10 protein-coding genes are annotated in these 14,827 nt (G+C 74.2%); 3 read left to right on the forward strand and 7 right to left on the reverse strand.

Annotated features, from left to right (window positions below):
• Window positions 1–38: 38 nt before the first annotated feature.
• From sucD to ACFRQN_RS15455, 5 genes are all read right to left on the reverse strand, one after another.
• Entirely contained in the window at window positions 39–929 is an 891-nt protein-coding gene (gene sucD, locus ACFRQN_RS15435) for a succinate--CoA ligase subunit alpha (RefSeq protein WP_074003930.1), read from the reverse strand.
• Between the two features lie 18 nt (window positions 930–947).
• On the reverse strand, window positions 948–2,120 hold the full coding sequence (gene sucC, locus ACFRQN_RS15440; protein WP_049659288.1) for an ADP-forming succinate--CoA ligase subunit beta: 1,173 nt from the start codon (window positions 2,118–2,120) through the stop codon (window positions 948–950).
• A 302-nt stretch (window positions 2,121–2,422) separates the two neighbouring features.
• Complete coding sequence (locus tag ACFRQN_RS15445) at window positions 2,423–3,604, reverse strand: VWA domain-containing protein (RefSeq protein ID WP_380740828.1); 1,182 nt, start codon at window positions 3,602–3,604, stop codon at window positions 2,423–2,425.
• A 97-nt stretch (window positions 3,605–3,701) separates the two neighbouring features.
• Window positions 3,702–6,107 (reverse strand): DUF5682 family protein, encoded by a 2,406-nt coding sequence (locus ACFRQN_RS15450; RefSeq protein WP_380740829.1) that lies wholly within the window; start codon window positions 6,105–6,107, stop codon window positions 3,702–3,704.
• Window positions 6,104–7,186 (reverse strand): AAA family ATPase, encoded by a 1,083-nt coding sequence (locus ACFRQN_RS15455; protein WP_049659200.1) that lies wholly within the window; start codon window positions 7,184–7,186, stop codon window positions 6,104–6,106. Before ACFRQN_RS15455 ends, ACFRQN_RS15450 begins: the two co-directional genes overlap by 4 nt.
• Before the next feature lie 179 nt (window positions 7,187–7,365).
• Here ACFRQN_RS15455 and ACFRQN_RS15460 point away from each other — a divergent pair, with 179 nt between their 5' ends.
• Together ACFRQN_RS15460 and ACFRQN_RS15465 are read left to right on the forward strand one after the other, a co-directional pair.
• On the forward strand, window positions 7,366–8,661 hold the full coding sequence (locus ACFRQN_RS15460) for an SWIM zinc finger family protein (protein WP_117488193.1): 1,296 nt from the start codon (window positions 7,366–7,368) through the stop codon (window positions 8,659–8,661).
• Window positions 8,662–8,896: 235 nt separating this feature from the next.
• The gene (locus ACFRQN_RS15465; protein WP_380740831.1) at window positions 8,897–10,492 is read left to right on the forward strand and encodes a DUF5691 domain-containing protein; all 1,596 of its coding nucleotides are present in this window, start codon (window positions 8,897–8,899) and stop codon (window positions 10,490–10,492) included.
• A gap of 121 nt (window positions 10,493–10,613) precedes the next feature.
• Here the strand turns inward: ACFRQN_RS15465 and ACFRQN_RS15470 are convergent, their stop codons facing one another.
• Window positions 10,614–11,018, reverse strand: a complete 405-nt coding sequence (locus tag ACFRQN_RS15470) for a cobalamin B12-binding domain-containing protein (RefSeq protein WP_049660544.1) — start codon at window positions 11,016–11,018, stop codon at window positions 10,614–10,616.
• A 347-nt stretch (window positions 11,019–11,365) separates the two neighbouring features.
• On the opposite strand from ACFRQN_RS15470, the gene ACFRQN_RS15475 reads away from it, so the two are divergent.
• Window positions 11,366–12,157, forward strand: coding sequence for a M23 family metallopeptidase (locus ACFRQN_RS15475; protein ID WP_380740833.1), 792 nt, complete (start codon window positions 11,366–11,368; stop codon window positions 12,155–12,157).
• A gap of 40 nt (window positions 12,158–12,197) precedes the next feature.
• On the opposite strand, the gene pcrA is transcribed toward ACFRQN_RS15475, so the two are convergent.
• A complete protein-coding gene (gene pcrA / locus ACFRQN_RS15480; RefSeq protein WP_380740834.1) occupies window positions 12,198–14,825 on the reverse strand; it encodes a DNA helicase PcrA in 2,628 nt (875 codons plus the stop codon).
• Between the last annotated feature and the right edge of the window lie 2 nt (window positions 14,826–14,827).

A 14,827-nucleotide genomic window follows, 5' to 3' on the forward strand; every position in this document is an offset into this window, starting at 1 on the left:
CTCACCGGGCGGGGGCGCTCGTCACGCGCGGGGCGGGATCAGCCCTGGGCGGCGATGATCTCGCGGGCCAGGCGGGCGGTCTCGGACGGCGTCTTGCCGACCTTGACACCGGCGGCCTCGAGGGCCTCCTTCTTCGCCTGGGCGGTGCCCGAGGAGCCGGAGACGATGGCGCCGGCGTGGCCCATGGTCTTGCCCTCGGGGGCGGTGAAGCCGGCGACGTAGCCGACGACCGGCTTGGTGACGTGCTCGGCGATGAAGGCCGCGGCACGCTCCTCGGCGTCGCCACCGATCTCACCGATCATGACGATGAGCTCGGTCTCCGGGTCCTCCTGGAAGGCCTTGAGCGCGTCGATGTGGGTGGTGCCGATGACCGGGTCGCCACCGATGCCCACGGCCGAGGTGAAGCCGATGTCCCGCAGCTCGTACATGAGCTGGTAGGTCAGGGTGCCGGACTTCGAGACCAGGCCGATCTTGCCGGAGCTGGTGATGTCGGCCGGGATGATGCCGGCGTTCGACTGTCCGGGGCTGATCAGACCCGGGCAGTTCGGGCCGATGATGCGGGTCTTGTTGCCCTTGGCACCGGCGTGCGCCCAGAAGGCGGCGGTGTCGTGCACCGGGACGCCCTCGGTGATGACGATGGCCAGGCCGATCTCGGCGTCGATGGCCTCGATCGCGGCGGCCTTGGTGAAGGCCGGCGGGACGAAGAGGACCGTGACGTCGGCGCCGGTCTTCTCCATGGCCTCGGCGACGGTGCCGAAGACCGGGATCTCGGTGCCGTCGACGTCGACCGTGGTACCGGCCTTGCGCGGGTTGACGCCGCCGACGATCTGGGTGCCGGAGGCGAGCATGCGGCGGGTGTGCTTCATGCCCTCGGCGCCGGTCATGCCCTGGACGATGACCTTGCTGTCCTTGGTAAGGAAGATAGCCATGGTGTTAAGTCCCCTTCCTTACTTGTTGGCCAGCTCGGCGGCGCGGTCAGCGGCGCCGTCCATGGTGTCCACGCGCTGCACCAGCGGGTGGTTGGCGTCGTCGAGGATCTTGCGACCCAGCTCCGCGTTGTTGCCGTCCAGGCGGACGACCAGCGGCTTGGAGACGTTCTCGCCCTTGCTCTCCAGGAGCGCCAGGGCCTGCACGATGCCGTTGGCGACCGCGTCGCACGCGGTGATGCCGCCGAAGACGTTGACGAAGACCGACTTGACGTCGGGGTCGCCCAGGATGATCTCCAGGCCGTTCGCCATCACCTCGGCGGACGCGCCGCCACCGATGTCGAGGAAGTTGGCGGGCTTGACGCCGCCGTGGTTCTCACCGGCGTAGGCGACCACGTCGAGGGTGCTCATGACGAGGCCCGCGCCGTTGCCGATGATGCCGACCTGGCCGTCGAGCTTGACGTAGTTCAGGCCCTTGGCCTTGGCGGCGGCCTCCAGCGGGTTGGCCGCGGCCTTGTCCTCCAGGGCCTCGTGCTCGGGCTGGCGGAACTCGGCGTTCTCGTCCAGGGAGACCTTGCCGTCGAGCGCGATGATCTTGCCGTCACCGGACTTGATCAGCGGGTTGACCTCGACGAGGAGGGCGTCCTCCTTGATGAAGACGGTCCACAGCTTCTGCAGGACCTCGGCGACCTGGTCGGCGACCTCGGCCGGGAACTTCGCCGCGGCGACGATCTCGGCGGCCTTCTCCGGGGTGCAGCCCTCGTTGGCGTCGACCGGGATCTTGGCGAGCGCCTCGGGGTTCTGCTCGGCGACGACCTCGATCTCCACGCCGCCCTCGACGCTGGCCATGGCCAGGAAGGTGCGGTTGGTGCGGTCCAGCAGGAACGAGACGTAGTACTCGTCCTTGATGTCCGCGGTCTGGGCCAGCATCACCTTGTGAACGGTGTGGCCCTTGATGTCCATGCCGAGGATCTGCTCGGCCTTGGCGACGGCGTCCGCCGGGTCGGCGGCGAGCTTGACGCCGCCGGCCTTGCCTCGGCCGCCCACCTTCACCTGAGCCTTGACGACGGCGCGGCCGCCGAAGCGCTCCGCGATGGCGGCAGCGTCTGCGGCGGTCTCGATGACATCGCCGTCAAGCACGGGCACACCGTGCTTGGCGAAGAGGTCCCTCGCCTGGTACTCGAACAGGTCCACGTGTTTGTCCTTGTTCGTGGTCGCGGATTGTGTCTCTACGAGCGTGCCACGGCAGGATCTTCGCTGCGGGTCGTCGGGGCGGTGCGGGTACGCAGAGGTACGGCCTTGCGGCCCACACAGCCACGGGCGCTCACGTCAATCAACACGCGCGTCACGTCCGTCTGGCAGGTTATCCCCGCAGGGCCGGGCAGTTCCGCCCGGGGCCTGTCCACCCCGGGTGAGAACCGTCACAAACAGCCCGGCGGGACGGGGTGGACGGCCGGTCCGCCGATCGCGCGGATTAGCGCGTCCGGGTGAATTCCTCACGCCCCCTGGTCGGCCCCCCTGATCAGGCCCCGCGGGATCGGGCGCTTCTCGATGGCCGCCGCCATGATCTCCGGGAACGCGTCCGGGGTGCAGGCGAAGGCCGGGGCGCCGAGCGAGGCCAGGGCGGCGGCGTGCGCGTGGTCGTACGCCGGGGCCCCCTCGTCGGAGAGCGCCAGCAGGGCGATGAACTGGACGCCGGCCGCCTTCATCGCGGCGACCCGCTTGAGCATGCCGTCCCGGATGCCGCCCTCGTACAGGTCGCTGATCAGCACCACGACGGTCTCGGAGGGCCGGGTGATCCTCGACTGGCAGTAGGCGAGCGCGCGGTTGATGTCGGTGCCGCCGCCGAGCTGGGTGGCGAACAGGACGTCGACCGGGTCGGTGAGCTGCTCGGTGAGGTCGACCACCGAGGTGTCGAAGACGACCAGGCGGGTGTCCAGGGTGCGCATCGAGGAGAGCACCGCGCCGAAGACCGCCGAGTGGACGACCGAGGGCGCCATCGAGCCGGACTGGTCGACGCAGAGGATGACGTCCTTCTTCACGGCGCGCTGGGCGCGGGCGTAGCCGACCAGCCGCTCGGGGACGACGGAGCCGTGCTCGGGCAGGTAGTTCTTCAGGTTGGCCCGGATGGTGCGGTCCCAGTCGATGTCGCGGTGGCGGGGCCGGTTGACCTTGGCACTGCGGTCGAGGGCGCCGCCGAGGGTGGCCCGGGTGCGGTCGGCGAGCCGGCGCTCCAGGTCGGCGACCACCTTGCCGACCACCGCCCGGGCGGTCTCCCGGGTGGTCTCGGGCAGCGCGTGCTTGAGCGACAGCAGGGTGCCGACCAGGTGCACGTCCGGCTCGACGGCCTCCAGCATCTCCGGCTCCAGCAGCAGCCGGTCCAGGCCGAGCCGGGAGATCGCGTCCTGCTGCATCAGCTGCACGACGGTGGACGGGAAGTACGTGCGGATGTCGCCCAGCCAGCGGGCCACCTGCGGGGCCGAGCCGCCCAGCCCGGCACTGCGGCGGCCGCCGCGGGCGGCCCGGGCGCCCTCCTCGGGGGCGCCGCGGTAGAGCGCGCCGAGGGCGCCGTCCATCGCGGCGTCGCGGCCGCGCAGGGTGCAGCCGGTGCCGTCGGCCTCACCGCCGAGCACCAGCCGCCAGCGGCGCAGCCGTTCGTCGGTCGTGGGCGCTGCCATCTCGTCCTCCTTCGCCGGGTCGGGCGTCATGGGTCGGGTGTCGTGGGTGTCGGGTGTCACGGGTGGGGTGTGCGGGCCGGGGGTCGTGGGCCGGGGGTCAGGTGTCCCGGCCGGCGGCCTGCCGGGGGATCGTCGGACGGATCCCGAGCAGCAGGGCCACCACGGGGACGGCGGCGTCGGCGCGGGCCCGGTCCAGCTCGCCGGCCTCGGCCCGGACGGCCGGGAGCTCGTCGAGCGGACCGGCCGCGACCCGGCCGCCGATCGTGGTGCGCACACCCGCCTCCAGGGCGGCGAAGGTGCGGCGCAGCAGCGGCAGGACGTCGGTGAAGACCTCGTCGCCCACCCCGGTCAGCCACTCGTCCAGCAGGGCGAGCAGCCGCGGGTCGTGCAGCAGCAGGGCGCCGCCGCCGGTCAGGAAGCCCTCGACCCAACCGGCCGCGTCCGCCGGGGCGTTGGCGACGGAGAGCACCAGCCGGAGCCGGCGGCCGGCCTCCTCGGAGTCGAGCCGGCCGTCGTCCAGCAGCAGTCGCACGGCCCGGCCGCGCAGCAGCCCGGGGGCTCCGGTGGCCGGGCCGCCGGCCGGCTCGCGGCGGGCCAGCGAGCCCAGGGCGGCGGCCCAGCGGTCGGCCAGGCCGGCCAGGCCGTCGGGCTCCGGCACGGCGTCGGCGGCGGTGCCGGCGGTGGCGGCAGCGGTGTCGGCGGCGGTGCCCGGATCGGCGGCCAGCAGGCCGATCGCGCCGTGCACCTCGTCGAGGCGGCCGCGCATCGTCGCCGCGCCCTCGGCGTCCAGGCCGACGCAGGCGGGCGGCAGCCCGACGCAGATCCGCTCGGCCAGGCCCGAGGCCGCCCCGGCCAGCGCGCCGTGGTCGGTGCCGCGCACGTCGCCGTAGCGCAGCGCCCGGACCAGGGCGGGCAGCGCGCCCGCGAGGTGCGCGACGTCGGTGTCCAGGGCCGCGCAGTCGGCGAGCACCCGCATCACCGCGGGCAGGGCGCCGGACAGCCCGGCCAGCAGGCAGGTCTCCACCAGGCCGGTCAGTTCGGCGAGTTCCTCGGCGGCCCGGGCGGTGCCGACGGCCTTGTTGGCCGCCGCCTCCTCGACCGTGGTGCCCCACTGGGCGGCCTCGGCGATCCGGACCGCGAACTCGGGCTGCCAGCACAGCCGCCAGCTCTCCCGGAACGTCCCGGTCGAGTTCACCGAGGAGCGCGCGGGCACGCCCCAGTCCACGCCCAGCAGCCGCAGCCGGTGCAGCAGCCGGGAGCGGGCCGCGTCGTTCTCCTTGCGCAGGTCGAGGTCGACGTCCTTCGGCGCGGCCTCGGGCTTGAGCCGCAGCGAGCGCTGCAAGCGGGTCAGGTCGCGCTGGAGCGGCACCGCCGGTGCGGCGTCCGGGACCTCGCCGAGCGCGTCGCCGACCACCAGGCGGTCCCGGACCAGCTCCAGGGCGACGTCCGAGCCCTCGCAGAGCACCGCGCGCACGGCGTCCAGGGTCTCGGTCAGCCCGGCGAGCGGGCGGCCGCGCAGCACGGCCAGGGTCTCGGCGAGCCGGACCGCCTCGATCACGTGCGCGGAGGAGACCGGGTGGTCCTCGGCGCGCAGCAGGTCGGCGGCCCGGGTGAGCCAGCGCGGCACCGGGTCCCCGTCGGTGGTGAACAGGTGGTGGTACCAGCCGGGCGACTGCACGCCCGCGCCGTAGCCGGTGGCCTGGGAGAGCCGGCGGTGCGTCCACGGCACCCAGGTGATGTCCGTGCGCACCTTCTTCGGCAGGCCGGCGAGCAGCGCCCGGTCGTGGGCGACGGTGGGCATCCGTTCCAGCGCGGGGACGTGGAAGGCCCCGCAGACCACGGCGATCCGCAGGTGCCCGGCGCGCCGGGCGGCGCGGATCTGCTGGCGCATGTACGCCTCGCGCAGCTGGTCCCGGCGGGACTCGCCGAGGCCCTCGGCGCGCAGCGCGCCCATCGCCTCGGCGACGGCGGCGAACGGCGCCAGCGCGTCGGTGCCGGGCGCGCGGTGCTCGACCACGTCCTCCCACCAGCGCTCGGCGTCGTCGTGCCCGGCCGCCTCGGCGAGCAGCGCCAGCGGGTCGGCGACCGGGTCGGCGCCGGCCTCATCGGCGTCGTTCTCCTCGGCGTCGCAGGCCTCACCGTCCTCGGCAGGAACGGCGGGACCGACGGGCTCGGCGGGCGCGAAGCCGTACGCGGCGGGCAGGTCGATGAAGCGGACCGGCAGGTCGTGGTCCACGGCGTGCCGGATCGCCACCCACTCCGGGGAGAACTCGGCGTACGGCCAGAAGGCGGCCTTCGCCGGGTCGTCCACCGCGTGGGCGAGCAGCGCCACCGGCGGGACCAGGTCCTTCTCGGCCGCCAGGTGGACGATCGCGTCGGCCTCCGGCGGGCCCTCGATCAGCACCGCGTCCGGCCGCCACTGCGCCAGCGCGGCGGCCACCGCCCGGGCCGAACCGGGACCGTGGTGGCGGATGCCCAGCAGGGCGACCTCAGGGCTCGTCATACGGTCACCTCGCGGGCGGCGCGGTAGAAGTCCTTCCAGCCGTCGCGCTCGCGCACCACTCCTTCGACGTACTCGCGCCAGACGGCCCGGTCCGCCACCGGGTCGCGGACGACGGCGCCGAGGATGCCGGCCGTCACGTCCCCGGCCCGCAGCACGCCGTCGCCGAAGTGGGCGGCCAGCGCGAGCCCGTTGGTCACCACCGAGATCGCCTCGGCGGTGGAGAGGGTGCCGCTCGGGGTCTTGACCTTCGTCCGGCCGTCCACCGTGATCCCGGCCCGCAGCTCGCGGAAGACGGTGACCACGCGCCTGATCTCCTCGGCGCCGCCGGGCAGTTCGGGCAGGTCCAGGGAGCGGCCGAGCTGGCCGACCCGCCGGGTGACGATGTCGACCTCCTCGTCCAGCGAGCCCGGCAGCGGCAGCACCACGGTGTTGAAGCGGCGGCGCAGCGCGCTGGACAGCTCGTTGACGCCGCGGTCGCGGTCGTTGGCGGTGGCGATCACGTTGAAGCCGCGCACGGCCTGCGTCTCGGCGCCCAACTCCGGTATCGGGAGCGTCTTCTCGGACAGGATGGTGATCAGACTGTCCTGCACGTCGGCCGGGATGCGGGTGAGCTCCTCGACCCGGGCGATCTTCCCGTCGGCCATCGCCCGCATCAGCGGCGAGGGCACCAGGGCGTCCCGGCTGGGCCCGTTGGTGAGCAGCTGGGCGTAGTTCCAGCCGTAGCGGACGGCCTCCTCGGGGGTGCCGGCCGTGCCCTGCACCAGCATCGTGGAGTCGCCGCTGATCGCCGCGGCCAGGTGCTCGGACACCCAGGTCTTCGCGGTGCCCGGCACGCCGAGCAGCAGCAGCGCCCGGTCCGTCGCCAGGGTCGTCACGGCGACCTCGACGATCCGGCGCGGGCCGATGTACTTGGGGGTGATCCGGGTGCCGTCGGGCAGTTCGCCGCCGAGCAGGTACGTCGCCACGGCCCACGGCGAGAGCTTCCAGCGCTCGGGGCGCGGACGGTCGTCCTGCGCGGCCAGCGCGGCCAGTTCACCGGCGAACGCGTCCTCGGCGTGCTGCCGCAGAACGTCGGTCATGGGGGCTCCTTCGGGTCGGCCGCCGGGCACACGGGTGCCCCGGGCGGAGTGGTGATCGGGGGGAGCCAGGTCGGCGTCCCGGCCTGTGGAACCAACCCTGCACCGAGCCACTGACAACCCGCCGGGGGCTGCGGACGGGCCGTCAGCCACTGTCAGTGCCGCCGCCTACGGTCGGTCGCATGGAGGAACGCTGGAGCACCGAACACGTCCTGTCCCTGGCACCTGACGCCGCCTCGCAGAAGGCGGCGGGCAAGCTCTCCGCGCCCGCGCCGTGGTCCGGCACCGGCACCGACGGCACCGCGCTCTGGGGTGAGTGCAAGGGCAGCGGCCGCACGCCGTACCGCACCGCGATCGAACTCGCCACGCCCGCCTACCAGTGCACCTGCCCCAGCCGGAAGTTCCCGTGCAAGCACGCGCTCGGGCTCCTCCTGCTGTGGAGCGGCACCCCGGCGGCCGTCCCGGCCGGCGAGCCCGCCGACTGGGTCTCCGAGTGGCTCGCCTCCCGCCAGGAGCGCGCCGAGAAGCGCGCGGAGAAGAAGGAGGAGGACCCGGAGGCCACCCGGCGCCGGCTCGAGAAGCGCGGCGCCAAGGTCGCGGTCGGCGCCGCCGAGCTGCGGCTGCGGCTGGCCGACCGGGTCCGGCACGGCCTGGCCGACCAGTCCACCGCCGGCCCCTGGGAGGAGGTCGCCGCCCGGATGGTCGACGCGCAGGCCCCCGGCCTGGCCGCCCGGGTCCGCGAACTGGACGCGCTGCCGCAGGAGCGGCTGCTGGAGGAGTACGCCATGCTGCACCTGCTCGCCACCGCCGCCACCCGGATGGACGAACTGCCGGCCGAACTGGCCGCCACCGTCCGCACCCGGGTCGGCTTCCCCGCGGACCCCGGCACGGCCGGCCCCACCGTCCGCGACCGCTGGCTGGTCCTCGGCACCCGGGACACCACGGACGAGCGGCTCACCACCCGCCGGGTCTGGCTGCGCGGCGCCAAGACCGGCCGCCCGGCCCTGCTGCTCTCCTTCGGCCACCAGGGCCAGGCCCCCGCCCTCGCCCTGCCCACCGGCCGCCTGGTCGAGGCCGACCTCGCCTACTTCCCCGCCGCCCACCCGCTGCGCGCCGACCTCCGCGAGCGCTACGGCGCCCCCGAGCCGGGCCCCGCCGGCCCGCCCGCCGGGCTCACCGTCGCCGAGGCGGTGGCCGGCTACGGCACCGCCGTCGCCGACGACCCGTGGCTGGAGAGCCGGCCCACCGTGCTCGGCGACGTCGTCCCGGTCCGCACCCCGGACGGCTGGTTCCTGACGGACGGCCACCACACCGTGCCGGTCCGCGCCTCGGCCGTCCCGGAGGCCGCGCTGTGGCGGCTGGCCGCGGTCTCCACCGGCCGCCCGCTGACGGTCTTCGGCGAGTACGGCCACCAGGGCTTCGCCCCGGTCACGGCCTGGGCCGCCGACCAGCGCCCGGTCGGCCTCACCAACCTTTAGGGCGTGTCTTGTGGATCCCTGCCGGGCGCGCGACGCTCCCCCAGCCTTCGGCCGGGAGGTACCCCCAGGGCACAAACGCACCTCGCCGCGTTGTCGTCGGTCGCCAATGGCCCCCAGCCTTCGGCCGGGAGGTGCCCCCACCGCAGTGGCTCCCTCCTCCGCCTTGCGATGCACGCACCCCAACGCCGCGCCCTGATCCGACAAAACCCACAAGACACGCCCAGGAGCACCAGGAATGACGATCACCCAGGACCCGTGGGAGACCCTGCACACCAGCGCCCTGCTCGGCACCGACCGCCGTCCGCTCCCGGCCACCGCCCTGCCGCTCGCCGACGCCGTGGACCAGGGCGATCCGGCCACCGCCCTGCTGGAGCTGGCCGCGCTGGCCGCCGTCCGCCGCCGGGCCGGCGCGCTGCCCGTACCGGCCGACGGGCCGCCCGGCCCGCCCGCGGCCGAGGACACCCGCCCGGAGCTGCCCGAGCCGGCCGCCCGCCGGCTGGCCGTCCTGCTCTCGGGGCGCACCGGCGGCGGCACCGGCGCCGGCGGCACCCTGGCCAACCTGTCCGAGCTGCTGCCGCAGTGGCTCGCCACCGCCCGGGCGAGCGGCCTGCGCCCGCCCGCCGCGCTGATACCCGGCCTGCTCGACGCCGCCCGCGCCCGCAGCGAACTGCGCTCCGACGCCGTGGCGTTGGCCGGTCCGCCGGGCCGCTGGCTGGCCGAGCAGAACCCCGACTGGCGGTTCGTGCTGCGCACCACCGCCCCCGAGCTGCCGCAGCGGCCCACCGACGACCGGCTCTGGCACGAGGGCCTGTTCGCCGAACGGGTCACCCACCTCACGCAGCTGCGCCGCCGCGATCCCGCGGCCGGCCTGGAGCTGCTGCGCGGCACCTGGTCCACCGAGCGCGCCGAGGACCGCCTGCTCTTCCTGGACGCCCTCCAGGACGGCCTCTCCCCCGCCGACGAACCGTTCCTGGAGGCCGCCCTCGGCGACCGCAGCAAGAACGTCCGGGCCACCGCCGCCGAGCTGCTCTCCACCCTGCCCGGCTCCGCGCTGGCCCGCCGGATGGCCGAGCGGGCGCGGGCCGCCGTCCGGCTCGCCGACACCGGCACGCACCTGCTGGTCACCCCGCCGACCGCGTGCGACGCGCAGATGCAGCGCGACGGGATCGCCCCCAAGTCGCCCACCGGGCGCGGTGAACGGGCCTGGTGGTTCGGCGAGTTGGTGGCCGCCGCACCGCTGTCGCTGTGGCCGGAGAGCACCGGGCTGACGCCCGGGCAGCTGCTCGCCCTGCGGGTCGGCGACAGCATCGACGAGACCAGCAGCAGCTGGGCCGACGACCTGCGGGAGGCCTGGGCGCGGGCCGCCGTCCGCCAGCAGGACGCCGACTGGGCCCGGGCGCTGCTCGGCCCGGCCCCGGTCCCGTCCGGGCGCGGCGCCCGGACCCGCGCGCTGCGCACCACCGGCGCCCCGGCCAAGCTGCTGGCCGTCCTCCCGCCGGAGGAGCGGGCGGTCTGGACGGCCGCGTTCATCACGGTGCACGGGCTGGGCGAGGCCTTCCAGCTGCTCGGCGCCTGCGCCACCCCGTGGACGCCGCCGCTGTCCACCGCCGTGGTGACCGCCCTGGCCCGGGCGGCGGCCTCCGGGGCGTACCCGTGGAGCCACAGCGGGGTGCTCGGGATGACGGAGCGCGCGCTCGCCCCGGAGACGGCCGCTGCGGTGGAGGAGCTGGCCGCCGGGGCCGCCCCTGACTCCGCGTGGTCCGAGACCTTCTCCCGGCTGGCCGGCACCCTGCGCTTCCGGGCGGCGATGCTCGCGGAGCTGGCGGGCTGAGGGCGGGCCGGGCCCGCGGTACGCCTCCGAAGACGACGGAGACGACGGAGACGACGGAGACGACGGAGACGACGGAGCGGGCCGGCCCCCGGGAGGGCCGGCCCGCTCGACGCGCCGTGGCTCAGCCGGCCCGCAGGTTCGACTCGACCCAGGCGACCACGTCCCGGGTCGGCGTGCCCGGGGTGAAGATGTCCGCGACGCCCAGCGCCTTGAGCTCGGCGATGTCCTCGTCCGGGATGATCCCCCCGCAGAAGACCTTGATGTCCTCCGCGTCGCGCTCCTTCAGCAGCTCCAACACCCGGGCGCACAGCGTCATATGGGCACCGGAGAGGATCGACAGCCCGATGCCGTCCGCGTCCTCCTGGATCGCGGTGTCGACGACCTGCTCGGGCGTCTGGTGCAGTCCGGTGTAGATGACCTCCATACCGGCGTCGCGCAGGGCTCGCGCGATGACCTTGGCACCACGGTCGTGACCGTCGAGCCCGGGCTTGGCGACCACCACACGGATCGGCCCCGACACACTCATGACTGCCTCCTGGACCTCGTCGTCCACCATCCGACCGGGCCTCGTGGGCCGCCGGCGCGGTTAACGGTCGATAACCAACCTGAGGGGAGGTTAGCGCCACCCGGCACGGTTGACCGCGCCACCCCCGAAGAGGAGGGCAAAGTCACAGCTCCGGGCCTTGCTACCAGCGGGTATACCCGTCCTTCCCGCAACCTCCGCACAGACCCCCCGGCCGACCCCTTGACATCCGGAGGTTTTTCCGGGGCGTCGCCCTTGGGACTACAGTCACGGCTGCCCTTGGGACTACAGTCACGGCTGTTCTCCCCTCGTCCGACGACGCCCGAGGCCCACCGAGGAGGCAGCCCCCGATGGCTCCCGATGCAGCCGCCCGTCCGACCCGCGCGGAGCTGCGCCTCGCCGCCCGCGAGCAGTCCCGTGCCCAGCGCCGCGGCGCCGCCAAGGCGGCCACCCGGACGGCCCTGTTCCGGGTCGCGCTGCCCTCGGTGGCCGCGCTCGGGGTGGCCGCCGCCGCGGCGGTCACCGTGCAGGGGGAGGCCGACCAGCAGCGCGCCCAGGCCGCCGGACGGACGCCGCAGGCCACGGCGCCGGACACCGCGGCCGCGCACGCGGCGACCCAGGCGCTCGCGGCCGGCGCGCCGACCCAGGCCTCGCGCGGCGACGCCCGCCAGCCGCTGGCCGGCGCCCAGCCCACCGAGGCCCCCACCGCGCAGCCCACCGCCGAGCCGGCCCCCGAACCGGTGAAGCCCACGGTGGTCATGCCGGTCGCCCGGCACGGCCTCGGCGAACTGTTCGGCGAGGCCGGCACCCACTGGGCCAACCGGCACACCGGCATCGACTTCCCGGTGGACGGCGGCTCCGAGGTCTACGCCGTGACCGACGGCACGATCCGCACCCAGTGGAACCCGTTCTACGGCTACATGACGATCCTCAAGATGCCCGACGGCACCGAGGCCTGGTACTGCCACCTGCGGGCGTACAAGGTGCGCAAGGGCCCGGTGAAGCAGGGCGACGTGATCGCCTTCGTCGGCAGCAGCGGCAACAGCACCGGCCCGCACCTGCACTTCGAGATCCGGCCGCAGGGCAACGGGCCGATCGACCCGCTGCCCTGGCTCCTCTCGAACGGGCTGGACCCGCGCTAGCGGGTCGGAGCGGCTCCACGGGGCAGAGCCGCTCCGCCGCTCAGAGCTTCTCCACCGGCGCGTAGCGCAGCAGCAGCTGCTTGCGCCCGTCGGTGCCGAAGTCGACGGTGGCCTGCGCCCGGTCGCCGACGCCCGTGACGGCCACCACCGTGCCCAGCCCGAAGCTGTCGTGGGTGACCCGGTCGCCGACCGCGAGCGAGACCGCCTCGCGCTCCACCAGCTGGCCGCCGCGCCGCGCCGACTGCCCCCAGCCGGCCTTCGGCTTGGCCGCCGCGGCCGACGAGGAGGAACGCGAACTCCCGCCCCCGGACGAGGACTTGCCCCAGGACGAGCCCGATGAGTAGCCGCGCTGGACCGGCGCCTGGGCCGCCCCGGTGCGCTTCCACTCCACCAGCGTCTCCGGGATCTCCTCCAGGAACCGCGAGGCCGGGTTGTAGGCCGGCTGCCCCCAGGCGCTGCGCAGCACCGAGCGGGTCAGGTACAGCCGCTCGCGGGCCCGGGTGAGCCCGACGTACGCGAGCCGGCGCTCCTCCTCCAGCTCCTTGACCTGGTTGAGCGCCCGCATGTGCGGGAAGATCCCGTCCTCCATGCCGGTCAGGAAGACGACGGGGAACTCCAGGCCCTTGGCGGTGTGCAGGGTCATCATCGTGATGACGCCCTGCCCGTCCTCGTCGTCGTCCGGGATCTGGTCCGAGTCGGCGACCAGCGCGACCCGCTCCAGGAAGTCGGCCAGCGAGCCGACCGGCGGCGTGCCCTCCTCGTCGGCGTCCGGCCGCTCGCCCGGGTCCTGCTCGTACTCCAGGGCGACGGAGGCGAGCTCCTGGAGGTTCTCCACCCGGGTCTCGTCCTGCGGGTCGGTGGAGGCCTGGAGCTCGGCCAGGTAGCCGGTCTCCTCCAGGACGGCCTCCAGCACCGCCGCCGGGCCCGCGCCCGACTCGACCACCTGGCGCAGTCCGGCCATCAGGGTGTTGAACTTCTTGACGGCGTTGGCCGAGCGCGCGGCCATCCCGTACGCCTCGTCGACCCGCACCAGCGCCTGGGCGAAGGAGATCCGCTCCCGCGAGGCCAGCGCGTCGATCATCGCCTCGGCCCGCTCGCCGATGCCGCGCTTGGGCACGTTGAGGATCCGGCGCAGCGGCACGGTGTCCTCCGGGTTGGAGAGCACCCGCAGGTACGCCAGGACGTCCCGGACCTCCTTGCGCTCGTAGAAGCGCACCCCGCCGACGACCTTGTACGGCAGGCCGACCCGGATGAACACCTCCTCGAACACGCGGGACTGGGCGTTGGTCCGGTAGAAGATCGCGACATCGCCGGGCTTGGCCTCGCCCTTGTCGGTGAGCCGGTCGATCTCGTCGGCGATGAACTGGGCCTCGCCGTGCTCGTCGTCCGCGACGTAGCCGACGACCTTCTCACCGTGGTCCCCGGCCGTCCACAGCTTCTTCTCGCGGCGGTTGGCGTTGCGCTCGATGACGGCGTTGGCGGCGCTCAGGATGGTCTGGGTGGAGCGGTAGTTCTGCTCCAGCAGGATCGTGGTCGCGTTCGGGTAGTCCTCCTCGAACTGGAGGATGTTGCGGATGGTCGCGCCGCGGAAGGCGTAGATCGACTGGTCCGCGTCACCGACCACGCACAGCTCGGCCGGCGGCACCTCAGCCAGCCGCCCGGCCGCCGGGTTCACCAGCTCCCCGTCCACGGTGCGCCTGGGCGCGGCGGCGACGGATCCTCCGCTGAGCTCCCGGACCAGCATGTACTGGGCGTGGTTGGTGTCCTGGTACTCGTCGACCAGGATGTGCCGGAACCGGCGCCGGTAGTGCTCGGCGACGTCGGGGAAGGCCTGCAGCAGGTTCACCGTCGTCATGATGATGTCGTCGAAGTCCAGCGCGTTGGCCTCGCGCAGCCGCCGCTGGTAGAGCGCGTACGCCTCGGCGAGCTTCTTCTCCATCGGGTTGGCGGCCTGGTCGGCGAAGGTCTCCTCGTCGATCAGCTCGTTCTTGAGGTTGCTGACCTTCGCCGTGAACGACTTCGGCGGGTACTGCTTCGGGTCCAGGTCGAGGTCGCGGCAGACCAGCGACATCAGCCGCTGCGAGTCGGCCGAGTCGTAGATCGAGAAGCTGGAGGTGAAGCCCAGCTGCTTGGACTCGCGGCGCAGGATGCGCACGCAGGCGCTGTGGAAGGTGGAGACCCACATCGCCCGGGCGCGCGGGCCGACCAGCGCCTCGACGCGCTCGCGCATCTCGCCGGCCGCCTTGTTGGTGAAGGTGATCGCCAGGATCTCCCCCGGCTGCACCCCGCGGGCGCCCAGCAGGTGGGCGATCCGGTGGGTCAGCACCCGGGTCTTGCCCGAGCCGGCGCCGGCCACGATCAGCAGCGGCGAGCCCGCGTGCAGCACCGCCTCGCGCTGCGGGTCGTTCATCCCCTCCAGCAGCTGCGCCGGGTCCACCACCGTCCGCGCGGCACCGTTGCGGTACCAGGCGTCCCGCTCCGCCTCGGCGGCGTGGTTGGTCTGGAACAGGCCATCCGGGATGGCCTCCTCGTACGCGTCGTACGGGGCCTCCTCCTCGTACGGCGGGGGCTCCTCACCGATGGCGTCGACGGGCGCGTCGGGCTGCTTCGACCCGGCGGCGGGTGCCTCGAAACCGGGGAGCGGAAGGTCGTCAAAGAGGCTACTCATGG

The organism is Kitasatospora sp. NPDC056800 (genome assembly GCF_042789775.1).
GTDB lineage: Bacteria > Actinomycetota > Actinomycetes > Streptomycetales > Streptomycetaceae > Kitasatospora.